Origin of the sequence: Aliihoeflea sp. 40Bstr573, assembly GCF_024105655.1 — a bacterium.
Classification (GTDB): Bacteria; Pseudomonadota; Alphaproteobacteria; order Rhizobiales; family Rhizobiaceae; genus Aliihoeflea.
Genome location: NZ_JAAAMH010000003.1, coordinates 126,775 through 152,519, shown reverse-complemented (window position 1 = coordinate 152,519; position 25,745 = coordinate 126,775). Strand labels below are relative to the sequence as shown.

Below are 25,745 nucleotides of genomic sequence, written 5' to 3'. Positions count from 1 at the left end.
GGTCGTCTCCTGCTCAATCGACGAAAATCAGCGCGGGCGCTTCGAGTAGCGTCTTGATCCGCTGGATGAACCGAGCCGCGTCCCAACCGTCGATGACGCGGTGGTCGAAGGATGACGACAGGTTCATCATCTTGCGCGGAATGAACTGCGTGCCGTCCCAGACGGGGCGCATCATCATCTTGTTGACGCCGACGATGGCGACCTCGGGATGGTTGATGACGGGGGTGGTGACGATGCCGCCCATCGCGCCCAGCGAAGTGATGGTGATGGTCGAACCCGAAAGCTCGTCGCGGCTGGCTGTGCCGGACTTCGCCGCTTCGGCAAGACGGTTCACCTCCGCGCCGCAATCCCAGATGTCGCGCGCCTCGACATGGCGGGCGACGGGTACGACGAGCCCGGTCGCCGTCTGCGCGGCGATGCCGATATGGATGCCGCCATGCTGGCGGATGATGCCGGCCTCGTCGTCGTAGATCGCATTGATTTCCGGCTGCTCGCCGATCGCCTTCGCCATGGCGCGCATCAGGAAGGGCAACATGGTCAGCTTGGGTTGGTCGGGCTTTCTGGCCGCATTCATCGCCGCGCGAAGCTCTTCGAGCGCAGTGACGTCGATCTCCTCGACATAGGTTATGTGCGGGATCGATCGCTTGGCGAGTGCCATCTTCTCCGCGATCTTGCGGCGAAGCCCGACGACCTTGATCTCGGTGACTTCGGTGTTGCGGGCAAGGCCGCGGGCAGCGCTCGTCGAGCGGCCTGCCGAGAGAAACGCGTCGAGGTCCTCGTGGCTGATGCGGCCGGCAGGGCCGGAACCTGCGACCTGGCGCAGGTCGATACCCGCGTCCTTGGCGCGAAGCCGGACGGCGGGCGAGGCCAGCGGCTTTTCGCCTTCGGCGCGGGGAGCGCCGGAGGAGAGGGAGCTACCCCCACCCTTTATCCCTCCCCACAGGGGGGAGGGAGGCGCCGACGTTTTTGCCTTACTCTGCACCGGCGCAGCCGCCTCATCCGTGGATGCTTTCTCGGCTTTTGGCGGTGCGCTATCCGGTTCCCCTCGCCCTTGTGGGGAGGGGTTAGGGGTGGGGGTCACTTCTTTGGGAGACTCTTCTTTGAGCCCCTCGCCCGCCGTCTTGATCCGGATCAACGGCGATCCGACCGCGACCACGTCGCCGATCTCGGCGCCGAGCCACGAAATCTCGCCCTCGAAGGGCGATGGAATCTCGACCGTGGCCTTGTCCGTCATGACGGCCGCGAGCACCATGTCCTCGCGGACCGGATCGCCGACCTTGACGTGCCATTCGACCAGCTCCGCCTCGGCAACGCCTTCGCCCACATCGGGCATCTTGATCGTGTGTTCAGCCATGATCAGAGCCCTTTCTTCATCATCGAGGCGGGGATACCCCCACCCCTCACTCCTCCCCATAGCGAAAAAGCAGCGCGTCGAGGCTGAAGCGAGGCGTGTTCCCCTGTGCCGAGCACAGGGGCGGGCGCGAGAGAGGTGAACCGACGAGCCATCCTCAAGCCTCCATCACGCCGCGCAAAGCCTCGCTGAGGCGGGCGGGGCCGGGGAAGTAGTCCCATTCCTGCGCGTGCGGATAGGGCGTGTCCCAGCCCGCCACGCGCGCAACGGGCGCTTCGAGGTGGTAGAAGCAATGCTCCTGAACGAGGCTGACGAGTTCGGCGCCGAAGCCGGACGTCATGGTTGCTTCGTGGACCACGACGCAGCGGCCGGTCTTCTTCACCGACGCCACGATGGCATCGAGGTCGAGCGGCAGGAGCGTTCTCAAATCGATCACTTCGGCGTCGATGCCGGTGTCCTCGGTGGCGGCGAGCGCGACATGAACCATCGTGCCGTAGGCAAGGATCGTGACCGCCGAGCCCTCGCGACGGGTGACGGCCTTGCCGAGCGGGACGGTGACATGATCGGCGGCGACGTCGCCCAATTCGTGCTTCGACCAGGGCGTGACGGGCCTGTCGTGGTGGCCATCGAAGGGGCCGTTGTAAAGGCGCTTGGGTTCGAGGAAGATCACCGGGTCGGGGTCTTCGATGGCGGAGATCAAAAGGCCCTTGGCGTCCTGCGGGTTCGACGGGACGACGACTTTGAGGCCCGACACATGCGTGAACAGCGCTTCGGGGCTCTGGCTGTGCGTCTGGCCGCCGAAGATGCCGCCGCCGGTGGGCATGCGGATCACGATCGGGCAGGTGAACTGGCCGGCCGAACGGTAGCGGATGCGCGCGGCTTCGGAAACGATCTGGTCGTAGGCCGGATAGACGTAGTCGGCAAACTGGATTTCGACACAGGGCTTGAGGCCGTAGGCCGCCATGCCGATGGCGGTGCCGACGATGCCGAGCTCGGAGATCGGCGCATCGAAGCAGCGGCTGGTGCCGTATTTCTGCTGAAGGCCCGCCGTGCAGCGGAAGACGCCGCCGAAATAGCCGACATCCTCGCCGAAGACGACGACATTCTCGTCGCGGCCCATGGACACGTCCATGGCGTCGCGGATCGCCTCGATCATGGTCATGCGCGGCATTGTCTAGACTCCCGCCTGCTGGCGCTGGCGCCGCAGGTGCGGCGGCATTTCGGCGTAGACGCCCTCGAACATGTCGCGCGCGGAAGGGCGGCCGCCGGCGTGGAGGGTGCCGTGCTTTTCGGCTTCCTTCTGCGCGGAAATCACGCCGTCGAGCACTTCGGCCTCGGCCTGCTTGTGGCGGTCGTCGGTCCACACGCCGCGGCGGATCAGATGGTTCTTCAGGCGGATGACCGGGTCGCCGAGCGGCCAGCTGTCGGATTCGGTCTTGGGGCGGTAGGCGGACGGATCGTCGGAGGTGGAATGCGCGCCGACGCGATAGGTCACGTATTCGACCAGCGTTGCGCCGAGGCCCATGCGGGCGCGCTCGACGGCCCATTTGGCGACCGCGTGGACCGCGAGATAGTCGTTGCCGTCGACGCGCAGCGCCGGAAGCCCGAAACCGAGGCCGCGCGCGGCGAAGGTGCCCGCACCACCCCGCGCGATGCCCTGGAAGGTCGAGATCGCCCACTGGTTGTTGACGATGTTGAGGACGACCGGCGCGCGATAGGTGGAGGCGAAGACGAGCGCGGCGTGAAAGTCGCTCTCGGCCGTCGAGCCGTCGCCGATCCAGCCGGCCGCGATACGGCTATCGTTCTTGATGGCCGAGGCCATCGCCCAGCCGACTGCCTGGATGAACTGGGTGCCGAGATTGCCGGAGATCGAGAAGAAGCCGTGATCCTTCGCCGAATACATGATCGGCAACTGCCGGCCCTTCAGCGGATCGGCCTCGTTGGAATAGATCTGGTTCATCATGTCGACCATCGGATAGTCGCCGGCGATGAGGAGGCCGGCTTGCCGATAGGTCGGGAAGTTCATGTCGCCGGGCTCCATGGCCCGGCGGAAAGCGCAGGAGACCGCCTCCTCGCCCATATGCTGCATGTAGAACGAGGTCTTGCCCTGGCGCTGGGCCATCTGCATGCGCGCATCGAAGGCGCGCAGCGTCATCATGTGCTTGAGGCCCTCCAGAAGCTCCTCGTCGGAGAGGGTGCCGGCCCAGGGGCCGACCGCCTCGCCGTCGCGGTTGAGGACGCGGATGATCGAGAACGCCATCTCGCGGATGTCGCGCGGGTCCACATCGACCGGCGGGCGCTCGACGGAGCCGGCGCGCGGGATCTTGACCTTGGAGAAATCCGGTTGGCCACCGGGGCGCACTTCCGGCTCCGGCACGAAAAGACCGCCTTTAGGTGTCTCGACCATTCCATTCCTCCCTTTGGGACAACTTAGGACAGGATTACTGACCTAGTCACCCCCTCATCGGACATGAATTTCTCACAACGACTTGTCGAGAAGCGCCAGCGCGGCCTCCTTGGTCAGTTCGACCGGATTGCCGCCAGCCGTCGGATCGACGATAGCCATTTCCGCGATCAGGTCGCGGCGCGCGTCATCCATGCGAAGTCCGGGAATGAGGCCGCCCAGCGTCTCAGGCACGCCGAGTTCGGTGCGCAGCGCCATGATGCGGGCGCGAAACCCGTCGAAGCCGCCGGAAATGCCGCAATAGGCGGCGAGGCGCTCGATGCGCTCCTCGATCGCGGGGCGATTGAAATCGAGCACATGGGGCATGAAGAGCGCGTTCGTCATGCCGTGATGGGTGTCATAGAGCGCACCGATCGGATGCGACAGCGCGTGGATCGCGCCGAGACCTTTCTGGAACGCGGTGGCACCCATGGCGGCGGCCGACATCATGTGCGCGCGCGCTTCGATGTCCGTGCCGTCGGCATAGGCCTTGGGCAGGTTTTCGAGGACGAGCCGGATGCCTTCGAGCGCGATGCCGTCGGCCATTGGGTGGTAACCGGGGGCGCAGTAGGCTTCGAGGCAATGCGCCAGCGCATCCATGCCGGTTCCGGCGGTGATCGCCTTCGGCATGCCGACCGTGAGTTCGGGATCGGCGATGACGGTGACGGGCAGCATCTTCGGATGGAAGATGACTTTCTTGGTGTGCGTCGCCTCGTTTGTGAGGACGCCCGCGCGGCCGACCTCGGAGCCGGTGCCGGCGGTGGTCGGCACGGCGATGACGGGGGCAATGGCGGATGCGTCGGCGCGGGTCCACCAGTCGCCGACATCCTCGAAGTCCCAAATCGGGCGCGTCTGCCCGGCCTGGAAGGCGATGAGCTTACCAAGATCGAGCGCCGAACCGCCGCCGAACGCGATGACACCGTCATGATTGCCGAACTTGAACGCCTGGATGCCGGCGGCAAGGCTGGATTCGACCGGGTTCGGGCGAACGTCGGAAAAGACGGCATGGTCGACGCCGGCCTTGTCGAGGATATCGAGCGTGTCGGCGACGACGGGTAGCTTCGCAAGGCCCGGATCGGTGACGAAGAGCGGGCGCGCGATGCCGGCGGATTGGAGGATGGCGGGCAGTTCGGCGATGCGGCCGGCGCCGAAGAGGACGGTGGTCGGCAAGTTCCACTTGGAGGTGAGGGTCATGTCGGTGATCAGACTTCGCGCAAGTGATAGCCCTTGGGGCGGGTGAGGTTGTCGTAGCCGGTGCGGCCCATGGCGCCGCCCTTGCCGGTGTCCTTGACGCCGGTCCACACGAGACCGGGATCGACATAGTCGCAGCGGTTCATGAAGACCGTGCCGGTCTCGATCCGGTCGCCGAGCGAGGCGGCGCGGTCGGCATCGGTGGTCCAAATCGAGGCGGTGAGGCCGTAGGGGCTGTCATTCATGAGTTGGATGGCCTCGTCGTCGTCGCGCACCTTCATGATGCCGACGATGGGGCCGAAACTCTCCTCGCGCATGACGCTCATCTGGTGGTTGACGTTGGTCAGCACCTCGGGCGCGAGATAAGGCGAGCCTTCGCGGTCATCGTCGACCTTCATGCCGACATGGGCCACAGCGCCCTTGCGCAGGGCCTCGGCCTTCTGCTCGCGCACGAAATCGGCAAAGCGCGGCTGCGCCATCGGGCCCATCGTGGTCGCCTGGTCGAGCGGATTGCCGACCACGTAGTTCTTCGTCTCGGCGATGAAGCCCTCGACGAAATCGTCATAGACCTTCTCGTGGACGTAGACGCGCTCGATGCCGCAGCAGCACTGGCCCGAATTGTAGAACGCGCCATCGACGAGATTGGCGACGGCGTGGTCGAGCTTGACGTCGGGCAGCACATAGGCCGGGTCCTTGCCGCCGAGTTCGAGGCCGAGCGTCATGAAGGTGCCAGCGGCGGCCTTCTCGATCGCGCGGCCGCCGGCGACCGAGCCGGTGAAGTTGCAATGGTCGATCCGGCCCGAGCCGAGCAGCGCCTCGGTCTGCGCATGGTCGAGGACGATGTTCTGGAAGACGCCCCTCGGCAGGCCGGCCGCCTCGAAGGCCTTCGCGAAGCGCTCGCCGACGAGAAGCGTCTGCGCGGCGTGCTTCAAAATGACGGCGTTGCCCGCCATCAGCGCCGGGACGATGGTGTTGATCGCGGTCAGATACGGGTAGTTCCATGGCGCGATGACGAGGACGGTGCCGAGCGGAACCTTCTTCAGATAGCGATGGAAGCCTTGCTTGGAATCCGGCGGCAGGACATCAGCGAGCGCGGCGGCGGCAAGGTCCACCATGTAGCGGGTGCGCTCCTCCACGCCGCCCTTCTCGCCGCCATAGCGCACCGGCCGGCCCATCTGCCAGGCGAGTTCCGGCACGATCTCCTCGTTCATGGCAAGGAGGGCTTCGAGGAAGGCTAGGAGGTAGCGGCCGCGCTCGGCGAGCGGCGTTTGCGCCCATGCGATCTGCGCGGTCTTCGCACGCTCCGTGATCGCGTTGATTTCGGCGTCGCTCGCGACCGGGCGCTCGGCATAGACCGACCCGTCGACGGGCGAGATGAGTTTGATGGTGTCCACGATCGTCTCCGGTTCTCAGTACCGCTCGAATCCGCGATGGAGTTCCCAGTCGGTGACGCGGCGGTCGTATTCCATCTGCTCCCAGCGCGCGGTGTGAAGATAGTGTTCGACGACATCATGGCCGAGGGCATTGCGCAGCATATCGGAACGCTCCAGCGTCGCGATGGCCGCGCGAAGCGTCTTGGGAATTTCGGGCAGGTCAGCGCCCTGGTAGGCGTCACCCTCGAAGGGAGGAGGCAGATCGAGCTTTTCGTCGATGCCGGCAAGGCCGGCGGCGATGAGCGCGGCGAAGGCCAGATAGGGGTTCAGGTCCGCGCCGCCGATGCGGCATTCGGTGCGGATGCCCTTGGTGCCCTCCCCGCAAAGGCGGAAACCGGCCGTGCGGTTGTCGCGGCTCCAGATCATCTTGGTCGGCGCGAAGGTGCCGGCCTGAAAGCGCTTGTAGGAATTGACATAGGGCGCGAGGAACCAGGTGTAGTCGGCCGCATATTTGAGCTGGCCGGCGACCCATGAGCGCATCAGCGGGGTCATCGTGTATTCGCCCTTCTTGTCGAAGAAGAGCGGCGTCTTGCCGTTGACCGACCAGAGCGAATTGTGGATGTGGCTCGAATTGCCGGCGAGCGCATAGTCGTATTTCGCCATGAAGGTGACGGCCTTGCCCTGAAGATGCGCGATCTCCTTGGCGGCGTTCTTCAGGAAGACGTGGCGGTCGGCCATTTCCAGCGCGTCGGAATAGTAGACGTTGATCTCTTCCTGCCCCGGTCCCCATTCGCCCTTGGAATTTTCGACCGGGATGCCGGCTTCCTCGAGGCCGTTGCGCAGCGCGCGCATATACTCTTCTTCCTTCGACGTGATCTGGATCAGGTAGTCGCCGATATGCGGAGAGGCGGTGCGCAGGTCCTTCCAGCCCTGCCCGCGCGCACTGTCATAGCTTTCCTCGAAGAGGTAGAATTCCAGTTCGGAGGCGAAATTTGCCAGATAGCCGCGCTCCTTCAGCCGCTCGACCTGGCGCTTGAGGATCGCGCGCGGCGAATGGGGCAGATCCTCGTGGCTGTGATGGTCGAGAAGGTCGGAAAGGACGAGGGCTGTCTTTTCCAGCCACGGCGTCAGGCGGATCGTGGAAAGGTCCGGCTTGATGACGAAATCGCCATAGCCCTTTTGCCAGCTTGCGGCCTTGTAGCCCGGCACCGGCTCCATATCGATGTCGTTGGCCAGAAGATAGTTGCAGCCATGGGTCTCGTCATAGGCGCTTTCGACGAAGTGGCGGCCTGTGAAGCGCTTGCCGATCAGGCGGCCCTGCATGTCGGCGGCGGCGACGAGAACGGTGTCGATCGACCCGTCGGCAACCCGCTTCTTCAATGCGTCGAAAGATAGCGATCCGGTCATGCGGCCCCTCTGTCCGGCGCCGCCTGCCGGCGCTCGTGCCTGTTCACCTGGCGGCGCGAGCCGTCCGTTTGCGCAGTTAGATCACGCATTCGTGCGGCCCTCCAGCCCGAAAGCATGATCCACAAGCCCCTTCCTTACGGATATTTAACAACAAAACTGGTGCATGGCCGCACGCCTGCTGGCATAACTCATGGAGCGGCGCCTCGCCCCTCATCTTTTCGCATGCTGCCGCGTTTGCATCCAAGTGGCCACTTCGCGCTGCGGCCGGAATCTGAACCGGAGACATTCATGCCGATCTGGAAACAGTTCATCGTCTGCATCGCCTTGCTCGCCATCGGCGCTGCAGCCTGGCTGTTTTTCGTGCCCGGATCGCGCGAGACGCTTGCGGGGCTCGGCATCGGCAACGCCCCCGCCTCGACCGAAGCAGCGGCGCCCGCTGCAGGGCGCGGCGGCGGACGCGGCCCCGGCGCCGGCGGCGGGGTTATTACCTCGCCCGTGACGACCGCGACGATCAACGATCGGCTCCAGGCCATCGGTACCGGCCGCGCAGCCGAGACGGTGGCTGTGACGCCTTTTGCATCGGGAAGGCTGACTGAACTCCTCGTTCGTTCCGGCTCGACCGTCGAGGCCGGCGACATCATTGCCCGGCTGGATGCGCAGGCCGAGACGATCACGGCCGAGCGCGCGCGTTTGGCGCTTGAAGATGCGCAGGCGCGGCTGGAGCGCGTCAACCAATTGCGCACCTCCAACACGGCTTCGCAGGTGCAGGTGACCGAGGCGCAACTGGGCCTCGAAAATGCCCGGCTCGAACTTGCCGAAGCCGAGCTTGCGCTCGACCGCCGCGAGGTGGAAGCGCCGATCTCGGGCGTGGTCGGCATTTTGCCGGTCTCGGTCGGCAACTACGTGACGAATGCGACCGAGATCGCGTCGATCGACGACCGCTCATCAATCCTGATCGATTTCTGGGCGCCCGAGCGCTATGCGGGCGCCATCCAGGTCGGCGCGGAGATCGAAGCTTCGTTGATCGCCCGGCCCAACGAGGTTTTCCGCGGCCAGGTGAGCGCCGTCGACAACCGGGTCGATGGCCAAAGCCGCACCTTGCGCGTCGAAGCCACGATCGAAAACCCAAGCGACGCGCTGCGCGCAGGCATGTCGTTCCAGGTCCGCATGAGCTTTCCAGGTGAAACCTATCCGGCGGTCGATCCGCTGACCGTGCAGTGGGGCACGGATGGTGCCTTCGTCTGGGCCGTGGAAGACGGCGTCGCGCGCCGCGTGCCCGTGCGCGTCGTCCAGCGCAACACGGACTCCATCCTGATCGCAGCCGAGGTCGAGCCGGGGATGCAGATCATCTCCGAAGGCATCCACCTCGTGCGGGAGGGCGGCGACGTGCGCATCGCACAGCGTCGCGGCGAGACCGGCGAAGGCATTCCGGCCGTCGAAGCGCGCGGTTCGTGAGGACCGCGCCGATGTCGAGCGAGACCGCCCCCACCCGGAACGTCAACGACATGACCGCCCTGTTCGTGCGGCGCGCGGTGCTGGCCTTCGTCGTCAACGTGCTGATCGCCGTGGCGGGCCTTGCCGCCTTCTTCGGCGTCGAAATCCGCGAACTCCCCGATGTCGATCGTCCCGTCATCACCATTCGCACCGACTATGTCGGCGCGGCGGCGGAAACCATCGACCGGGAGCTGACGTCGATCCTCGAAGGCGCGGTATCGCGCGTTCCAGGCGTCAACTCGATCTCGTCCTCGTCCTCCTTCGGCCGTTCGCGCGTGACCGTGGAATTCAACGACAACGTCAATCTCGATACCGCCGCCTCGGACATGCGCGATGCGGTCAGCCGCGTCCAGAACAACCTGCCCGACAACGCCGAGGCGCCGCTGATCGTCAAGGCGGACGACAATGCGCAGGCAATCATGCGCCTGTCGGTGACGTCGTCCTCGATGAACATCGAGGACATGACGCTGTTCATCGAAGACCAGCTCGTCGACCAGTTCGCGTCAGTTCCCGGCGTGGCCGACGTTCAGATCTATGGCGATCGCGAGAAGATCTTTCGCATCGACATCGACCAGAACCGCTTGGCCAGCCTCGGCCTGACGGTGGCCGACATCCAGACCGCGCTCGATACCATCTCCTTCGACACGCCGGCCGGCAGTCTCTCGTCGAGCACTCAGGATCTCGTCGTACGCGCCACGGCGCCGGTGACGACACCGGAGGATTTCGAGAACATCGTCATCGCGGGCGGCGCCCGCCTGCGCGATGTCGCCAATGTCACGCTCGGTCCCGACATCGGCGAATCCATCCTGCGTTCCGACGGCGTGCCGGGCATCGGCCTCGGCATCATCCGCCAGGCGCAGTCCAACACCCTCGACATTTCCGAGGGCGTGCGCGCGGCGGTGGAACGCGTGCGCCCGACATTGCCCGAGGGCATGAACGTTTCCGTGCGCAGCGACGACGCGACCTTCATTCAGGGCGCGATCCATGAGGTCGAGATCGCACTCGGCATCTCGGTGACGGTGGTCCTCCTGATCATCTTCGTTTTCCTGCGCGATTGGCGCGCGACGATCATTCCCGCGCTGGCCCTGCCGATCTCGCTGATCGGCACGGTGGCGGCGGTCTATCTGCTCGGCTTTTCGCTCAACATCCTGACCCTGCTCGCCCTGGTGCTGGCGACCGGCCTCGTCGTCGACGACGCCATCGTGGTGCTGGAAAACATCGTGCGCCGGCGAAACCAGGGCATGGGCCCGCGCGCGGCCGCCGTGCTCGGCACGCGCGAAGTCTTTTTCGCCATTCTGGCGACGACCGCGACACTGGTCGCCGTCTTCGTGCCCCTCTCCTTCCTGCCTGGACAGGCCGGCGGACTGTTCCGCGAGTTCGGCTTCGTCATGGCGATCGCGGTGTTCCTGTCGTCGATCGTTTCGCTGTCGCTTTGCCCGATGGTCGCGTCACGGCTCCTGAAGGAAGGCAGTCACGACGGACACGACAACGGCATTCTCGGCCGGATCGGCGGCTTTCTGGCCGCCTTCTACCGGCGCACGCTCGCCGCCTGCCTCAACGCGCCTGTCGTCGTGGTGATGGTTTCCGTTCTCTTCGCCGGCGCGGCAGCCTTGACGTTCGGCAGCCTGGAATCCGAACTGACGCCTCCGGAGGATCGCTCCGCCGCCTTCATGCGGATTTCCGCGCCGCAGGGCGTATCGATCGAATATCTTGCCCAGCAGATGGCCGAAGTGGAGCGGCTGATCCAGCCGCTGCGCGATTCCGGCGAGATCGAAAGCACGTTCTCGCTGGCGGGTTCGGGCGGCTCGACGAATTCCGGCTTCATCGCCATGACGCTCGCGCCCTGGGACGAGCGCGAGCGCAGCCAGGGCGAAATCCTCGACGAAGTGAACGGGCTGGTCGAACAGGTGCCGGGCGTGCGCGCCTTCGCGTTCCAGCCGAACAGCCTGGGCATTCGCGGCGCAGGCTCGGGCCTGCAATTCGCGATCCTCGGCAACAACTATCAGGATCTTGGCGTTGCCGCAGCGGCGATCGTCGCCGACATGCAGGAAGACCCGCGCTTCCAGCAGGCGCGCCTTTCGACGGAATCCACCCAGCCGCAGCTTGCCGTTGCGATCGACCGAGACCGCGCTTCCGACCTCGGAATCGAGATTTCCGGACTGGCGCAGGCGCTGCAATCGCTGCTCGATGGCCGGGAAATCGGCGAGGTCTTCATCGACGACCGCGCCTTCGCGGTGAAGCTCGTCTCGACCACCAACCCGATCAACGACCCGACCGACCTTGAAAACATCTATCTGAAGACCGGTGACGGCCGCTTCGTCCCCGTCTCCACAATCGCCTCGATCCGCGAGATCGCGGTGCCGCCGGAACTGTCGCGCGAGGAGCAGCTGCGTTCCGTGGCGATCACGTCCGCGCTTGCCGACGGCTTCCCCCTCGGCGAGGCGCTGGCTGTGGCAAGCCAGATCGCAGAGCGCCACATGCCCGAAGGCGCGCGCGTGCTGCCGCTCGCGGAGGCCGCGACGCTGGGCGAAACGTCGAGCGCGATGTTCACGATCATGGGCTTTGCGCTTGTCATCGTGCTCCTGGTGCTGGGCGCGCAGTTCGAAAGCTTCACCAGCGCGATCATCATCATGGCGACGGTGCCGCTGGGGCTCGCCTGCGCGGTCTTCGCCATGCTGATGACCGGCACGACGCTCAATGTCTATTCGCAGATCGGGCTGGTGCTTCTCGTCGGCATCATGGCCAAGAACGGCATCCTGATCGTCGAATTCGCCAATCAGCTGCGCGACCGCGGCCGCAACGTGCGCGACGCGATCGAGGAAGCGTCGAACGTGCGCCTGCGCCCGGTGATGATGACCATGCTGTGCACGATCGTCGGCGGCCTGCCGCTGGTCCTTGCCTCCGGCGCCGGAGCCGAGGCGCGCATCGCGCTCGGCTGGGTGATCGTCGGCGGGCTCGGGCTCGCGACGCTTTCGACGCTTTACCTGACGCCGGTCGCCTATCTGTTGCTCGGCCGCTGGGTAACGCCGAAGGTGGAGGAAGAAGAACGGCTGGAGCGCGAACTGGCGCATGCCTCTGCCACCGAAGAAAAGCTCGCCCCCGCCGAATAGGCAAAGCGATCGCGCAATGAAGAACGCCGCCCGGAAAACCGGGCGGCGTCTTCATTTCGAAAGCCGTTCGATCAGTCGGCGGCGTCCGTCTCTTCCGCGCCTTCAGCAGACGCCGCCGCAGCATCGGCACCGCCTTCCGCGGTCGGGTCGACGCGGCCGACCTCGATCCACTTGCCGCCCTCGATCTTCGAGATCACGATCGTCGAGCCGCCCTGGTGGTCTTCGGGCGTGTACTTGACGGGGATGTTGCCGGAGATGACGTCGGTATATTCAAGGCTCTCCATGGCATCCTTGAAGCTCTCGGCGGTGAGGTCCGGACCGGCAGCTTCCAGCGCCCTGATGAGGGTCGTGGCGGCGCCGTGGCCGAGGATCGCGGCCGTGCCGGCCGGCTCGCCGTTCTTCTCGGCGTAGCCGTCGGCCCAGGCCTTGACTTCCGGATTGTCCATCCGGTCCTCGTGGTCGGCCCAGCCGGCAGCGGCGTAGTAGCCTTCCGTCACCCCGCCCTCGACCTTGGCGATGGCGGTGTTGAAGCCGGCCGACGAGCCGATGAACTTGACGTCATCCCAGCCGAGACGCTTGGCGGTGCCGAGCGCGATGATCGTCTGGCGCACGCCGACGCCGGTGGCGATGATGTCGCAATCAAGTTCGCGAAGACGCGTGACGGCGCCGACGAAGTCCTGCTCGTCGGGGCGGTGGGTCGTTTCGCCGGCGAAGTTGAGCCCGAGCGCTTCGGCCTCGTCGACGGCGGCTTCATGGACTTCGAGGCCGAAATCGGACGGCAGGTACATCGAGCAGATGTTCTGGACCTCGTCGCCGCCCTCTTCGGCCAGCATCTTGATGCCGGCGCGAAGGCCGTCATAGTAGGCCGCGAAGCCCGAATACTTGTAGGTGATGTCGCCTTCGAGCATCTGCCGGGCCGAGGTGAGCGGGCCGATATTGGCGACCTGCTTGGGCTCCATGATCTGGAAGCCGGCGATGTTGTGCGGCGTGCCGAGGTTCAGGATCATCGCGAAGACCTGGTCGGAATTGACCAGCTTGTTGAAGTTCTGCACGGCGCGCGGCACCTGGTAGCCGTGATCCTCGACGACGAAGCGGATCTGGCGGCCATGGATGCCGCCTTCTGCGTTGACCTCGTCGAAGAGGTTCTGCGCGGCCTTGATGGCGCCGACATTGAACGCGGCGAAGATGCCCGACAGGTCGCCGTTGGAGCCGATCACGACCTCCGTGTCGGTGACGCCCTGCGTGGCGAAGGCGGCGGTGGACATGCCGGCGGCAAGTCCGAGCGCGAGAATGGATTTTCCGAACAACAGTCTCATTTTCAAACTCCTCCTGGGGTTGTTCCGCATTGTTTTCATACGGTTCTCCTCAACCGTACATCTCGTCGATCAGAGGCTTGTGCTTCTGCTCGACGAAACTTCTCTTCAGCTTCATCGTCGCCGTCAGTTCCTCGTCCTCGGCGGTGAGGAGGACGTCGATGAGCCTGAAATCCTTGATCTGCTCCACGCGAGCGAATTCGCGGTTGGTTTCCTCGACGATCGAGCCGATCAGATCGCGCACCTCTTGCGCGGCGCACAACGACTTGAAATTGTTGAAGGGCACCTTCTTGTCCTGCGCGAATTTCTCGACGTTTTCCTGGTCGATCATGATCAGGCAGGAGAGGAACTTGCGCTTGTCGCCGATCACCACCGCGTCCGAGATGTAAGGCGAGAATTTCAGCCGGTTCTCGATCTCGGCCGGCGTGATGTTCTTGCCGCCGGCGGTGATGATGATGTCCTTGACGCGGCCGGTGACGAAGAGAAAGCCTTCATTGTCGATGCGTCCGACGTCGCCGGTCTTCAGCCAGCCATCCTCGGTGATCGTCTCGGCGGTCTTGTCGGGCTTCATCCAATAGCCCTTGAAGACGTTGGCGCCCTTGTACTGGATCTCCCCTTCCGGGGAGATGCGGACTTCAGACCCCGGCACGACCTTGCCGACGCTGCCGTTCTTGGAATCGTCGAGCAGGTTGATCGAGATGACGCCCGAGCTTTCCGTCATCCCGTAGCCTTCCAGGACGGTGATGCCGACGGCCTTGTACCATTTCAAAAGATCGGGCGAGATCGGCGCCGCGCCCGTCGTGCCGCGCCGCAGCCGGTCGAAGCCGAGCATCCGGCGCAGGTTGGAGAGCACCATGAAATCCCAGAACGCATAGGCGAGCCTTGTCCCGCCCGGGACCGGTTCGCCGGCCTCCAGCGCTGCGGCACGTTTCATGCCCGTCTTGACTGCCTGACGATACGCCCAGCGGCCGATTGGCGTGGAATCGTTCGCCATGATGGAGATGCGGCTGTAGATCTTTTCCCATACGCGCGGCACGCCGGTGAAGACGTGCGGCGAGACCTCGCGGACGTTGTCGAAGACGGTTTCCGGGCTTTCGGCGAAGTTGACGGTCGATTTCAGCCCGATCGGGGTGAAGACGGTGATCAGGCGCTCGAGGATGTGGCAGAGCGGGAGGAAGCAGACCTGCTCGTCGTCGGGCGTGACCGGCAGCGTCAGCGCCGAGCCGATGACCGAGGCGATGATGTTGGAATGCGAGATCATCGCGCCCTTGGGCGGCCCGGTCGTGCCGGACGTATAGACGAGGATCGCGGTATCCTGCGGCTGCGACTTCGCGATTTCCTCGTCGAACCGGTTCGGGTTCTCCTTCAGGAAATCCCGGCCGAGCCGGTAGAGGTCGTCGAGGAAGATGACCTGGTCGTCGGCGAATTCGTGCAGGCCGTCGCGGTCGAAGACGACGACCTTGGAAAGGCCAGGCATCTCGCCGCGCACGGACAGGAACTTGTCGAGCTGCTCGTCATTTTCGACGAAGAGGAAGCGGCTGTCGGAATCGTTGACGAGATACTGGAGCTGCTTGGCAGAATCGGTCGTGTAGACCCCCGACGCGATGCCACCGACCGACTGGATGCCGAGATCGGAGTAGATCCACTCCTTGTTGTCTTCCGAGAGGATGGAGACGACCTCGCCTCGTTTCAGCCCGAGTGCGATGAGGCCGAGGCCGATCAGCCGCGCATGCTCGTAGAAATCGGTCCAGCTATAGGCGAGCCAGATGCCGTAATCCTTCTCGCGGTGGGCGATCTTGGGACCAAGTTCCAGACAGCGCTGGCGAAACAGCTTCACCAGCGTGTCGCAGCCGTCGAAATAGAACGGCGCGCGCTGAAGGTCCTGGTTGAAGGAATGGCCGCGCACGGTCTGCATGGGCGGCAGTTTTTCTGCGATGGTCATGTGGACCTCCTCCCGACTGCGGTCATCGCCAAGTCTTCTTCTGCTTCCAGCGCTTCTGGCCGCGCTGGGTTTCCTCGACGACGCCAAGATAGAATTCCTGGATGTCCTTGGACGCAAGCAACCGCTGGGCGGTGTCGGCCATGACGATGCGGCCGAGTTCCATGACATAGCCGTAGTCGGCCACTTCGAGGGCAACCTTCGCGTTCTGCTCGACGAGGACGATGGTCACGCCGCGCTCCTTGTTGAGACGGCGCACGATCTGGAAGATTTCCTTGACCAGAAGCGGCGAGAGGCCGAGCGAGGGCTCGTCGAGAAGCATGACCTTCGGCCTTGCCATCAGGCCGCGACCGATGGCCAGCATCTGCTGCTGGCCGCCCGAAAGGGTGCCCGCAGCCTGCTTGCGACGCTCGGCGAGGATCGGGAAATAGCCGTAGACCATCTCCTCGTCGCGGGCGATGCCGTCGGTATCGGAGCGCGTGAAGGCGCCCATCTTCAGGTTTTCCTCGACGGTCAGCAAAGGAAAGACCTCGCGGCCTTCGGGGACGTGAACCATGCCGAGGCGCACGACCTTGTCGGGATTGGCGCCTGCGATGTTCTGGCCGGCATAGAATATCTGGCCCTTCTCCGGGTCCATGACGCCGGAGATCGTCTTGAGAAGCGTCGTCTTGCCGGCGCCGTTGGCGCCGAGGACGGTGACGATCTGGCCCTCTCGGACGTCGAGGCTGGCGCCACGGATCGCCATGATCGGCCCGTAATAGCTTTCAAGGTTGCGGATCGACAGTATGGACTTGCCGTCGGTTCTGTCGACGGGAGCCGGCGTTGCGGCGCTCATGTTCATGCCAGCACCTTTTCGTGTTCGTCGGCGACGCCGATATAGGCCTCGACCACCTTGGGGTGGTTCTGCACCTCTTGCGGCGTTCCCATGGCGAGCATCATGCCGTCGGCAAGTGCCAGCACGCGATCGGACACGGATGCGACGAGGTGCATGTCATGCTCCACCATCAGGACGGTGATGCCCATCTGCTTCTTGATGTCCTCGACCCAGAAGGCGACGTCCTGCGTTTCCTCGACCGAAAGGCCGGAGGCCGGTTCGTCGAGGAGCAACAGGCGCGGCTCGATGGCCAGCGCACGGCCCATTTCGACGACCTTGCGCACGCCGTAGGGCAGGCCCGCGATGTATTTTTCGCGATAGGCCTGCAGGTCGAGGAAGTCGATCACCTTCTCGATCGCCTCGCGGTGGCGTCGCTCCTCGGCCCGCACGTAGGGCGTGAAGAGGAGCTCGGACCACATGCTGCTGTGGCGGTGCCGATGGCGCCCGACGAGCAGGTTCTGCAATACCGTGGCGTGGTCGAACAGCTCGATGTTCTGAAAGGTGCGCGCGATGCCGAGCCCCGCGATCTCGTGCGGCTTCCTGTCGAGGATCGACCTGCCGTCGAAGCGGATGTCGCCTTCGGCCGGATCGTAGATGCGGCTGATGAGGTTGAAGATCGTCGATTTGCCGGCGCCGTTCGGGCCGACCAGTGCGAACACCTCTCCCTCCTCGACCGAAAAGGAGACCTGACTGACGGCGGTGAGGCCACCGAAGCGCAGCGTGACATTGTCGAGTTCGAGCAAGCTCATCGCATACGCTCCGTCTTGAGATAGGCTTTCTGGCGGCGGAACATGTCCTTCCGGTAGAAGGGAAAGAGCTCGAAATAGGTCCGGATCTTCACCCAGCGGCCGTAGATGCCCATCGGCTCGAACAGGATGAACAGGATGAGGATCAGGCCGAAGATCGCCGTTTCCATGCCCGGGATCGCGATCGATCCACCGCCGATCATGCGGGTCAGGAAGTCGCGGGCGACCGCGATGGACTGCGGCAGCATCGCGACCACCGCCGCGCCGAAGAAGGCGCCGTGGATGGACCCCAGGCCGCCGATGACGATGGCGAGCAGGAGCTGGATCGAGATGATGAGATTGAAGGTCTCGTTGTTGAAGATGCCGGCATAGTGGCCCATCAGCGCGCCGGCCAGGCCCGTGATGCCGGAAGAGATGCCGAAGGCGACGGTCTTGGTGCGCGCCACGTTGACGCCCATCGCCTGCGCCGAAATCTCCGAATCGCGGATCGCGGCGAAGGAACGGCCAAGCGGCGAGCGCAGGAGATTGCGGTAAAGCAGCACGACGAGAAGCGTGATCGCCAGCGTCAGGTAATAGAGGAGGTTCGGCGTCGAATAGCGGTCGATGACCAGGCCGAAGATCTGGATCGGCGGCGCGACCAGCCCGATGACGCCGTTGGTGAGCGGCGTCGCGATGACGATGAAATCCTCCACGAGGATGACGACCGCGATGGTGCCGATGGCGAGATAGATGCCGTGCAGCTTGGTCATCGGCATGGCGATGAGCGCGCCGGCGACACCCGCGATCAGCCCCGCGAGCGGGAAGGAGATCAGGAAGGGCACGCCGAGCCGCGTCTGCAGGAGGATGTTGGCATAGCAGCCGATGGCGAGGAACGCGGCATGGCCGAGGCTCGCCTGGCCCGACTGGCCGACCAGGATCATCAGCCCCATGCAGGCGATGGCCCAGATGAGCACGTTGGTCGCCTCGCCAAGGGCGAAGTTCGACAACAGGAGGGGCAGCGCCAAAGCCAGTGCGAACAAGGCCAGATACCAGCCCATCTGCTGAGGATGGCGGAAGAGGTTGATGTCGGCGTCGTAGGACGTCTTGAAAACGGTTCTCATGCCCTCACACCTTCTTCGCGTGGACCTGGGCCAGGATGCCGTGCGGTCGGAAAATCAGAATGAGGAAAAGCAGGAGATACGGCATGATCTGCGAGTAGCCGGACGGCATGTAGCGGCCAGAGAAGGGCTCGATCAGGCCGACGATGATGCCGCCCAGGAGCGCGCCCGGCAGAGAGCCGAAACCGCCGATGACCGCAGCCGCGAAGGCCTTGATGCCCAGAAGCCCGATCGACGGATCGATGGACCCCTTTGAGGCGAAGAGGATGCCGGCGACCGCCGCCGTCATGCCCGACAGCGCCCAGATCAAGGAATGGATGCGCTTGACCGGGATGCCCATGTAATAGGCGGCAAGCTGGTTCTGCGAGGATGCCTGCATGGCGACGCCGAGCTTGGTGCGGTTGAAGTAGAGATAGAGGAGCAGCGTCAAGACGGCGGTGACGCAGATGACCATCACCTCGTCGAGCCCGAGCACCACGCCGGCAAAGCGCACGTCGCGGCCGGCGATCGGCGAGGCCAGCGAGATCGGCTCGTGCCCCCAGATGACCCCGGCGGCAAAGCGAAGCACGAAGCCGAGTGCGATGGTGAGGATGACGATGGCGATCTGCGACTGCCCGAACATGCGCCGCAGGACGACGAGATCGAGCGCATAGCCGAAGGCGCCCATGATGGCGATGGCGATGGGCACCGACACCCAAAAGGGCAGGCCCATGAATTGCGGATTTGTGAGCCCGAGGCAGATGAAGGCGCCGAGCATCATGAAATCGCCCTGGGCGAAATTCACCGCTTCGGTCGCCTTGTAGATCAGCACGAACCCCATGGCGATGAGGCCGTACACACAGCCGTTCGCAAGGCCGCTGACGATGAGCTGCAACACGTCCAAGGACGTTCTCCTCCACTTTATGACACGCGATCTGACGCCGCGATGTCCTTCAACCTTAAGCTGCCAGTACGGGTGCGCAAGCTCCTCCCGCGCACCTTTTCGTCATGGCCTGATGAATACCTTTCCGTTCGGCCGGGCGAGTTCGCCGGCCACCCGTTCGACCGCATCGGCAAGCGGCACGACAGCGGTTACGTCCGTCTTCCAGCGCCCGTCGGCAAAGCGCTTTTGCGCCTCGATGACGGCGGCCATGCGCTTGTCGTTGCCGGCCGTGCGCATCCATTCGGTCAGCCAGAAGCCCTCGATCTTCTTGTGCATGAAGATCATCTGGCCCGGTTCGATGATCGGCGTCGTTTCCGGATCGAGCCGGCCATAGATGATCCAGCGCGCGCGCTTGCCCATCGTGTGGAACACCTTGGCGGCGAGCGGCCCGGTGACCGCGTCGAGGAAGATGCGCGGCCTTTCGGAGCCCAGCACCTCGGCGAGCCGGCGGTCGAAATCGGCGCTTTCCGCGTTGAGCACATGCGCGGCGCCAATGGCCTTCAAGGGCTCGATCTGGTCGTCGCGGCGCACGATGGCGACGGGACGGTAGCCCTCGTCCTTCGCGACCGCGATCATCAGCTTGCAAAGCTGGCTCGCGCCGGCGGTGACGACGAAGGCCTTCTCGCCTTCGTCCTTGACGATGCCGAACATGGCGAGCGCGGTGAGCGGGTTGACGATCATCGCGGCCGCATCCTCGTCGCGCACGCCGTCCATGATCGGGATCGCCGCGCCGGCTTCGGCGAGCGCGTAATCGGCCCAGCTTCCCCAGTTGGACAGGCCCGTGGCGAAGGCGACGCGCTTGCCGACAAGGCCCTGCGCGTCGGCGCCGGCAGCCACCACCTCACCGACGCCTTCGAAGCCGGCGGGCCGGCCCTGCTTGCGCGGCTGGCCGTAGAGCCCTTTCAGGAACATGACGTCGGAGGGATTGATGGACGCGAGCGCGACCTTGACCAGAACCTGGCTCGGGCCGGGCTCGGGCACCTCGATGGTTCCCTTTTCGACATAGGGCTCCATCGCTTCCAGAGCCGTTCCGGAATGGTCGCGCGCATAGCCCTCGTTCTTCAGGATGAGGGCGTTCATGGTCTTGGGAAGAGCCATCATGTCTCCTTCACGGCTTGAGAACGATCTTGCCGGTCGCGCCGCGACCCAGCACGCGTTCCAGAATGGACGGCGCATCGGCGAGCGGGTAGATGCCCTCGATGACCGGCTTGACCTTGCCATCGAGATACCAGCCGATCAGCTCCTTCATGTTGTCGGCATAGGCCTTCGGCTCCTTGGCGGTGAACGCGCCCCAGAAGACGCCGACGACGCTGTAGCCCTTGACCAGGGTCAGGTTCACGGCAAGCTTCGGGATCGTGCCGGAGGCAAAGCCGATGACGAGCAGGCGCCCGCCCCAACCCATCGAGCGCGACAGGACGTCGAAGCCCTCGCCGCCGACCGGATCGAAGGCGACGTCGACGCCCTTGCCGCCGGTCGCTTCCTTCAAAGCGTCCTTGAGGTTGTCATAGCCGAGCACGATATCGGCGCCGGCCGCCTTCGCCACGTCCTGCTTTTGCGGCGTCGAGGCGACGGCGATGACACGTGCGCCCATCGCCTTGCCGATCTGGACGGCGGCGACGCCGGTGGCGCCGGATGCGCCGAGCACGCACAGCGTCTCGCCGGGCTTGAGCTGAGCGCGCTGCTTCAGCGCGTAGTGCGACGTGCCGTAGCCGCACATCAGCGCGCAGGCATCCGCGTCGGTGAGGCCATCCGGCAGTGGCATGACGGCGCTCTCGTCGGCCGCGACCTTCTCGGCATAGGAGCCAAGCGCGGAAACCGAGCCGACGCGATCGCCGACCTTGAAGCGCGTCACGCCCTCGCCGATGGCCGAGACGCGGCCCGCCACCTCCATGCCGGGCACGAAGGGTGTCTCGGGTTTCATCTGGTAGAGGCCCTGTACGAGCAGGCCGTCGGGATAGTTGACGCCGACCATCGCGGCATCGATGACGACGGTCTTCGGCCCGACCTCCGGCTCCGGCCAGTCAATATAGTCGAGTTGGTCGAGCGGCCCGAAATCGCGAGCGACGATGGCCTTCATGGTCAAACCTTTTCCTGCGTGTACTTCTTCAGTTCTTCGCGCGCGACCTGGCGGCGGTGGACGGCGTCGGGGCCGTCGGCAAGACGCAGCGTGCGCAGATGCGTCCATGAGCGGGCGAGCGGGGTGTCCTGGCTGATGCCCTGCCCGCCATACATCTGCACCGCCTCGTCCGTGACCTTGAGCGCGACGCGCGGCGCGACGACCTTGATCTGGCTGATCCACGGCGCGGCGGCCTTCTTGTCGCCCTGGTCGATCATCCAGGCGGCCTTGAGGCAGAGGAGCCGGGCCATCTCGATCTCCATGCGGCACTCGGCGATGATATCGAAATTGGCGCCCAGTTGCGCGAGTTTCTTGCCGAAGGCCTCGCGGCGCAAGGAGCGCTTGCACATCAGCTCCAGCGCCATTTCGGCCTGGCCGATGGCGCGCATGCAGTGATGGATGCGGCCCGGCCCGAGCCGGCCCTGCGCGATTTCGAAGCCCCTGCCCTCGCCGAGGATCAGGTTCGAGGCGGGAACGCGCACATCCTCGAATTTCAGGTGCAGATGGCCGTGCGGCGCGTCGTCGTCGCCATAGACCTGCATCGCGCGCAGCTTGGTAATGCCCTTCGTGTCGGCGGGAACCAGGATCATCGAATGCTGCTGGTGCTTCGGCCGGTCTGAAGAGGGGGAAGCGACCATGGTGATGTAGATCTTGCAGCGCGGATCGCCGGCACCCGACGACCACCATTTCTCGCCGTTCAGAACGTAGTCGTCACCGTCGCGCTCGCAACTCATGGCGATGTTGGTGGCGTCCGACGAGGCGACGTCCGGCTCGGTCATCAAATAGGCGGAGCGGATCTCTCCGTTCAGGAGCGGCTTCAGCCAACGTTCCTTGTGCTCGGGCGTGCCGTAGCGCTCCAGCACCTCCATGTTGCCGGTGTCGGGCGCCGAGCAGTTGAAGGTTTCCGCGCCCAGATGCGCCTTGCCCATCTCCTCGGCCAGATAGGCGTATTCGACGGTCGACAGGCCGTAGCCCTGGTCGGAATGGGTGAGCCAGAAATTCCACAGGCCGCGTTCGCGCGCCTTGGCCTTCAGGCCTTCGAGGATTTCGGTCTGGCGCTTCGTATAGGTCCACCGGTCGCCATCCTTGCCGATCTCGGCCAGGAACTCCTCGTCGAGCGGGATGATCTCCTCGCGCACCATGCGCGCGACCTTTTCGTGCAGCGGTTTGACCCGCTCGCTCATGGCGAGGTTCATCTCGGGATTGACGCTCATGTGGTGGTTCCTTCCGTACCGCCCAGCCCGCGCCAGGCGCAGGTGACGACTTGTGCGATGAGATCCTCGACGTCGGCGCGCGTCTCTCCGGTGCGCGGCGAGTACCAGAAGATCGGCGAATTGAGCGTCATGAACATCAGCTGGTTCGCGACGCTGAGATTGGGGAAATGGAAATGGCCCGTTTCGCGCCCTTCTGCGATCAGCTTGCGGAAGATGTCGCCATAGCGCGAGCGGGTCTCGAACAGTTCCTCGAACAGGGCGCGCTGGTGGGGCGTCGGCGCGCCCACGAGATGCATCTCGACGCCCATCCACACGACGCGCTGGAAGGCACGGGTGGTGATCATCTGGTCGACATGGACCCAGGCGAAGCGGCGCCACAGCTGGTAGGCCTCTGCCTTCATGCTGCGCAAGGGTTCGAGCGCGGCATAGTTCATGTCCATGCCGGCGCGAAACACCTCGGCGAAAAGGTCGGCCTTGGATTCGAAATGGTGGTAGATGCGGCCCTTGGTCGACTGCAGCGCCCGGGCCACGTCGTCGATCGACGTCGCCGCGTAGCCGCGCTCGTGGAAACAGCGTGCGGCTGCCTCCAAGATGGCGGCTCGCGAACTGTCGAGCGTGCGTTCCCGTATGCCGAGCGCCATGCGAACCGATTTCCTCCCGCCGTTCTGCAAGGCTCTCCACCAGTCTTTTGCCGGTTTTCGCGAAGGGCCTTTACGGACGTTCGAATGATGAACATACTACCGGGTATGTTGTCAACGCGACTTCGAAACGGCGTTGCGAAACTTCTTGGGGAGGAATGATGAGCTACATCGAAGACCTGTTTTCCGTGGCCGGAAAGACCGCACTCGTCACCGGCGCGGCGACCGGCATCGGCCGCATGGCCGCGACCGCGCTGATGCATGGCGGCGCCCGCGTGCTGATCGCATCGCGCAAGGGCCATGACTGCGCCCGCACCGCCGAAGAGCTGAACGCCATGGGAACTCAAGGCACGGCGGAAGGCTTCGGCGGGGACGTCTCCACGGAGGAAGGCATCGCCGCACTCGTCGCCGAGGTGCGCCAGCGCACGGACAAGCTGAACATCCTGTTCAACAATGCCGGCGTCTCCTGGGGCGCCGAGCTTGGCGACTTTCCCTATTCGGCCTGGGCGAAGGTGTTGAACGTCAACGTGACCGGCCTCTTCCACCTGACGCGCGAACTCCTGCCCGAACTCGAACGGGCGGCAAGCGACGAGGACCCTGCCCGCATCGTCAATCTGGGATCGGTGATGGGCACGCAGCCGATCGCCGATGGCGCCTATTCCTACACCGCCTCGAAGGCCGCGGTGCATCACCTCACGCGCACGCTGGCGATCGAGTTCGCCGAACGGCGCATCACCGTCAACGCTTTCGCGCCCGGTCCCTTCCAGAGCCGGATGACGGCCTTCGCCACGGGTACCGAGGAGAAGGCGGACCATGTCGGCTCGCGCGTTCCGCTCGGCCGCATCGGCGCCCCTCATGACATCGCCGGCGCGACGCTGTATCTGTGCTCGAAAGCCGGAAGCTACGTGACGGGCGCGATTCTGCCGATCGACGGCGGGCAGTCTGTCCAGCACGGCATGTCGCTGTTCAAGGATTAGGATTCCCGCCCATGGAAGGTCCCCGTCTGGAGCCGGTCTCGATCGACCAGCTCGTGGCCAGTGTCGGCAACGAGATCGGCGTGTCACCCTGGCGCACCGTCACGCAAGGCATGATCGACATGTTCGCCGATGCGATCGACGATCACCAGTTCATCCACGTCGACCCCGAACGCGCCGCGGCGACGCCCTTCGGCGGAACCATCGCGCATGGTTTCCTGTCGCTTTCGCTGCTCTCAACGTTTTCCTATGAATCGATCCCGCCGCTGGCGAATGCCGAGATGGGCGTCAATTACGGGTTCGAGAAGGTGCGCTTCGTGACGCCCGTGAAGACCGGCGCGCGCGTGCGCGGCCGGTTCACGCTCGCCGACGTCAACGTGCGGCCCTCGGGCTGGATCCAGGTCGCGACCGACGTGACGGTGGAGATCGAGGGCGCGAAGAAGCCCGCGCTGACGGCGCGCTGGCTGACGCTCGCCGTCCTGCAGCGCGAGGAAGCACAGGCATGAGTGACCCCAACGCACTCGAGATCGATACGCTCGCGCCCTATCTCGAGGCCGAGATCCCGGGGTTTTCGGAGCTCGCCGACATCAAGAAATTCAATGCCGGCCAGTCGAACCCGACCTATCTCCTGACGACGCAGAGCGGGCGGTACGTGCTGCGGGCCAAACCGCCGGGCGAACTTTTGAAGTCGGCCCACCAGGTGGACCGCGAGTTTCGCGTCATGAAGGCGCTGGGGGCGACGGGCGTGCCGGTGCCGAACATGGTGCATCTGGCGCCCGAGGATTCGCCGATCGGGCGCATGTTCTACGTCATGGACTTCGTCGATGGGCGCATCTTCTGGGACCCTGCCCTGCCCGACGCGAAGGACAACGCCGAGCGCAAGGCGATCTACGACGACATGAACCGGGTGCTTGCGGCGCTCCATTCGGTCGACTTCGAAGCCGCCGGACTTGCCGATTTTGGCCGACCGGGCAGCTATTTCGACCGCCAGTTCGCACGTTGGTCGAGCCAATACCGCGCCTCTGAGACAGGCCGGATCGAGGATATGGAGACGTTGCTCGACTGGCTCGAGGCGAACGCCGTGCCCGACGACGGGCTCGTCTCGCTCGTCCACGGCGACTACCGGCTCGACAACATGATCTTCGCGCCCGATGCGCCGAAAGTCGTCGCGGTGCTGGACTGGGAGCTGTCGACGCTCGGCCATCCCTATGCGGACCTGTCCTACCAGTGCATGCAGTGGCGATTGCCGCACACATCGGCCTTCAAGGGGCTCGGCGGCGTCGACCGCAAGCGGATCGGCCTGCCGAGCGAGGCCGAATATGTCGAGGCCTATTGCGAGCGCCGCGGCATAGCCGGGATCGACAATTGGACCTACTACCTCGCCTTCTCGTTCTTCCGCCTCGCAGCAATCTGCCAGGGCGTCTACAAACGCGCGCTCGATGGCAACGCATCCAATCCGGAAAAGGCGAAAACCTATGGCGAGGCGGTGAAGCTGCTCGCCGGGCTGGCCGTCGAAACCATCAAGACCGGCAAGTGAGCCGGC

The 25,745-nt window shown here is 64.7% G+C and carries 21 protein-coding genes; 5 read left to right on the top strand and 16 right to left on the bottom strand.

Annotated features, from left to right (window positions below):
- Positions 1-13: 13 nt before the first annotated feature.
- The 6 genes from GTK01_RS05865 to GTK01_RS05840 all read right to left on the bottom strand — a co-directional run bounded on the left by GTK01_RS05865 (position 14) and on the right by GTK01_RS05840 (position 7,765).
- On the bottom strand, positions 14-1,354 hold the full coding sequence (locus tag GTK01_RS05865) for a dihydrolipoamide acetyltransferase family protein (protein ID WP_252924925.1): 1,341 nt from the start codon (positions 1,352-1,354) through the stop codon (positions 14-16).
- 154 nt (positions 1,355-1,508) lie between these two features.
- Positions 1,509-2,522 carry an alpha-ketoacid dehydrogenase subunit beta gene (locus GTK01_RS05860; protein WP_252924924.1) on the bottom strand — a complete coding sequence of 338 codons (1,014 nt, stop codon included), beginning with the start codon at positions 2,520-2,522 and terminating at the stop codon, positions 1,509-1,511.
- Positions 2,523-2,525: 3 nt separating this feature from the next.
- The gene (locus GTK01_RS05855) at positions 2,526-3,758 is read right to left on the bottom strand and encodes a thiamine pyrophosphate-dependent enzyme (protein ID WP_252924923.1); all 1,233 of its coding nucleotides are present in this window, start codon (positions 3,756-3,758) and stop codon (positions 2,526-2,528) included.
- Between the two features lie 72 nt (positions 3,759-3,830).
- Complete coding sequence (locus GTK01_RS05850; RefSeq protein ID WP_252924922.1) at positions 3,831-4,988, bottom strand: iron-containing alcohol dehydrogenase; 1,158 nt, start codon at positions 4,986-4,988, stop codon at positions 3,831-3,833.
- A gap of 8 nt (positions 4,989-4,996) precedes the next feature.
- Complete coding sequence (locus tag GTK01_RS05845; RefSeq protein ID WP_252925068.1) at positions 4,997-6,382, bottom strand: aldehyde dehydrogenase family protein; 1,386 nt, start codon at positions 6,380-6,382, stop codon at positions 4,997-4,999.
- Between the two features lie 12 nt (positions 6,383-6,394).
- On the bottom strand, positions 6,395-7,765 hold the full coding sequence (locus GTK01_RS05840; RefSeq protein ID WP_252924921.1) for a glutamine synthetase family protein: 1,371 nt from the start codon (positions 7,763-7,765) through the stop codon (positions 6,395-6,397).
- Positions 7,766-8,053: 288 nt separating this feature from the next.
- Between GTK01_RS05840 and GTK01_RS05835 the strand changes: the two genes are divergently transcribed.
- Both GTK01_RS05835 and GTK01_RS05830 read left to right on the top strand, forming a co-directional pair.
- Complete coding sequence (locus tag GTK01_RS05835) at positions 8,054-9,220, top strand: efflux RND transporter periplasmic adaptor subunit (RefSeq protein WP_252924920.1); 1,167 nt, start codon at positions 8,054-8,056, stop codon at positions 9,218-9,220.
- A gap of 11 nt (positions 9,221-9,231) precedes the next feature.
- Positions 9,232-12,369 (top strand): efflux RND transporter permease subunit, encoded by a 3,138-nt coding sequence (locus GTK01_RS05830; RefSeq protein WP_252924919.1) that lies wholly within the window; start codon positions 9,232-9,234, stop codon positions 12,367-12,369.
- Between the two features lie 71 nt (positions 12,370-12,440).
- Here the strand turns inward: GTK01_RS05830 and GTK01_RS05825 are convergent, their stop codons facing one another.
- The 10 genes from GTK01_RS05825 to GTK01_RS05780 all read right to left on the bottom strand — a co-directional run bounded on the left by GTK01_RS05825 (position 12,441) and on the right by GTK01_RS05780 (position 23,231).
- On the bottom strand, positions 12,441-13,685 hold the full coding sequence (locus tag GTK01_RS05825; RefSeq protein ID WP_252924918.1) for an ABC transporter substrate-binding protein: 1,245 nt from the start codon (positions 13,683-13,685) through the stop codon (positions 12,441-12,443).
- Between the two features lie 49 nt (positions 13,686-13,734).
- Positions 13,735-15,624, bottom strand: coding sequence for a long-chain fatty acid--CoA ligase (locus tag GTK01_RS05820; RefSeq protein ID WP_252924917.1), 1,890 nt, complete (start codon positions 15,622-15,624; stop codon positions 13,735-13,737).
- 22 nt (positions 15,625-15,646) lie between these two features.
- Entirely contained in the window at positions 15,647-16,456 is an 810-nt protein-coding gene (locus GTK01_RS05815) for an ABC transporter ATP-binding protein (RefSeq protein ID WP_371924281.1), read from the bottom strand.
- A 2-nt stretch (positions 16,457-16,458) separates the two neighbouring features.
- Entirely contained in the window at positions 16,459-17,244 is a 786-nt protein-coding gene (locus GTK01_RS05810) for an ABC transporter ATP-binding protein (protein ID WP_252924915.1), read from the bottom strand.
- The gene (locus GTK01_RS05805; protein ID WP_252924914.1) at positions 17,241-18,341 is read right to left on the bottom strand and encodes a branched-chain amino acid ABC transporter permease; all 1,101 of its coding nucleotides are present in this window, start codon (positions 18,339-18,341) and stop codon (positions 17,241-17,243) included. The genes GTK01_RS05810 and GTK01_RS05805 overlap by 4 nt, the downstream gene beginning before the upstream one ends.
- Before the next feature lie 4 nt (positions 18,342-18,345).
- Positions 18,346-19,215: a branched-chain amino acid ABC transporter permease gene (locus GTK01_RS05800; protein WP_252925067.1), complete on the bottom strand. Its 870-nt coding sequence runs from the start codon at positions 19,213-19,215 to the stop codon at positions 18,346-18,348.
- 108 nt (positions 19,216-19,323) lie between these two features.
- Complete coding sequence (locus GTK01_RS05795; RefSeq protein WP_252924913.1) at positions 19,324-20,358, bottom strand: zinc-binding dehydrogenase; 1,035 nt, start codon at positions 20,356-20,358, stop codon at positions 19,324-19,326.
- Between the two features lie 10 nt (positions 20,359-20,368).
- On the bottom strand, positions 20,369-21,337 hold the full coding sequence (locus GTK01_RS05790) for an NADPH:quinone oxidoreductase family protein (protein ID WP_252924912.1): 969 nt from the start codon (positions 21,335-21,337) through the stop codon (positions 20,369-20,371).
- Between the two features lie 2 nt (positions 21,338-21,339).
- A complete protein-coding gene (locus GTK01_RS05785; protein ID WP_371924277.1) occupies positions 21,340-22,590 on the bottom strand; it encodes an acyl-CoA dehydrogenase family protein in 1,251 nt (416 codons plus the stop codon).
- Complete coding sequence (locus GTK01_RS05780) at positions 22,587-23,231, bottom strand: TetR/AcrR family transcriptional regulator (protein ID WP_252924911.1); 645 nt, start codon at positions 23,229-23,231, stop codon at positions 22,587-22,589. The genes GTK01_RS05785 and GTK01_RS05780 overlap by 4 nt, the downstream gene beginning before the upstream one ends.
- A gap of 158 nt (positions 23,232-23,389) precedes the next feature.
- On the opposite strand from GTK01_RS05780, the gene GTK01_RS05775 reads away from it, so the two are divergent.
- Genes GTK01_RS05775 through GTK01_RS05765 form a run of 3 tightly spaced genes read left to right on the top strand, consistent with a single transcriptional unit; the run spans position 23,390 to position 25,739 of the window.
- Positions 23,390-24,205, top strand: a complete 816-nt coding sequence (locus GTK01_RS05775; RefSeq protein WP_252924910.1) for an SDR family oxidoreductase — start codon at positions 23,390-23,392, stop codon at positions 24,203-24,205.
- Between the two features lie 11 nt (positions 24,206-24,216).
- Positions 24,217-24,708 carry a MaoC family dehydratase gene (locus GTK01_RS05770; RefSeq protein WP_305883884.1) on the top strand — a complete coding sequence of 164 codons (492 nt, stop codon included), beginning with the start codon at positions 24,217-24,219 and terminating at the stop codon, positions 24,706-24,708.
- On the top strand, positions 24,705-25,739 hold the full coding sequence (locus GTK01_RS05765) for a phosphotransferase family protein (protein ID WP_252924909.1): 1,035 nt from the start codon (positions 24,705-24,707) through the stop codon (positions 25,737-25,739). Before GTK01_RS05770 ends, GTK01_RS05765 begins: the two co-directional genes overlap by 4 nt.
- The last annotated feature ends 6 nt before the right edge of the window (positions 25,740-25,745 follow it).

What these genes read in the sequence shown, in the direction of transcription:
- GTK01_RS05865 (WP_252924925.1), bottom strand. Translation starts at nt 1,354, where the DNA reads ATGGCTGAACACACGATCAAGATGCCCGATGTGGGCGAAGGCGTTGCC.
- GTK01_RS05860 (WP_252924924.1), bottom strand. Translation starts at nt 2,522, where the DNA reads ATGCCGCGCATGACCATGATCGAGGCGATCCGCGACGCCATGGACGTG.
- GTK01_RS05855 (WP_252924923.1), bottom strand. Translation starts at nt 3,758, where the DNA reads ATGGTCGAGACACCTAAAGGCGGTCTTTTCGTGCCGGAGCCGGAAGTG.
- GTK01_RS05850 (WP_252924922.1), bottom strand. Translation starts at nt 4,988, where the DNA reads ATGACCCTCACCTCCAAGTGGAACTTGCCGACCACCGTCCTCTTCGGC.
- GTK01_RS05840 (WP_252924921.1), bottom strand. Translation starts at nt 7,765, where the DNA reads ATGACCGGATCGCTATCTTTCGACGCATTGAAGAAGCGGGTTGCCGAC.
- GTK01_RS05835 (WP_252924920.1), top strand. Translation starts at nt 8,054, where the DNA reads ATGCCGATCTGGAAACAGTTCATCGTCTGCATCGCCTTGCTCGCCATC.
- GTK01_RS05830 (WP_252924919.1), top strand. Translation starts at nt 9,232, where the DNA reads ATGTCGAGCGAGACCGCCCCCACCCGGAACGTCAACGACATGACCGCC.
- GTK01_RS05825 (WP_252924918.1), bottom strand. Translation starts at nt 13,685, where the DNA reads ATGAGACTGTTGTTCGGAAAATCCATTCTCGCGCTCGGACTTGCCGCC.
- GTK01_RS05820 (WP_252924917.1), bottom strand. Translation starts at nt 15,624, where the DNA reads ATGACCATCGCAGAAAAACTGCCGCCCATGCAGACCGTGCGCGGCCAT.
- GTK01_RS05815 (WP_371924281.1), bottom strand. Translation starts at nt 16,456, where the DNA reads ATGAGCGCCGCAACGCCGGCTCCCGTCGACAGAACCGACGGCAAGTCC.
- GTK01_RS05810 (WP_252924915.1), bottom strand. Translation starts at nt 17,244, where the DNA reads ATGAGCTTGCTCGAACTCGACAATGTCACGCTGCGCTTCGGTGGCCTC.
- GTK01_RS05805 (WP_252924914.1), bottom strand. Translation starts at nt 18,341, where the DNA reads ATGAGAACCGTTTTCAAGACGTCCTACGACGCCGACATCAACCTCTTC.
- GTK01_RS05795 (WP_252924913.1), bottom strand. Translation starts at nt 20,358, where the DNA reads ATGGCTCTTCCCAAGACCATGAACGCCCTCATCCTGAAGAACGAGGGC.
- GTK01_RS05790 (WP_252924912.1), bottom strand. Translation starts at nt 21,337, where the DNA reads ATGAAGGCCATCGTCGCTCGCGATTTCGGGCCGCTCGACCAACTCGAC.
- GTK01_RS05785 (WP_371924277.1), bottom strand. Translation starts at nt 22,590, where the DNA reads ATGAGCGTCAATCCCGAGATGAACCTCGCCATGAGCGAGCGGGTCAAA.
- GTK01_RS05780 (WP_252924911.1), bottom strand. Translation starts at nt 23,231, where the DNA reads ATGGCGCTCGGCATACGGGAACGCACGCTCGACAGTTCGCGAGCCGCC.
- GTK01_RS05775 (WP_252924910.1), top strand. Translation starts at nt 23,390, where the DNA reads ATGAGCTACATCGAAGACCTGTTTTCCGTGGCCGGAAAGACCGCACTC.
- GTK01_RS05770 (WP_305883884.1), top strand. Translation starts at nt 24,217, where the DNA reads ATGGAAGGTCCCCGTCTGGAGCCGGTCTCGATCGACCAGCTCGTGGCC.
- GTK01_RS05765 (WP_252924909.1), top strand. Translation starts at nt 24,705, where the DNA reads ATGAGTGACCCCAACGCACTCGAGATCGATACGCTCGCGCCCTATCTC.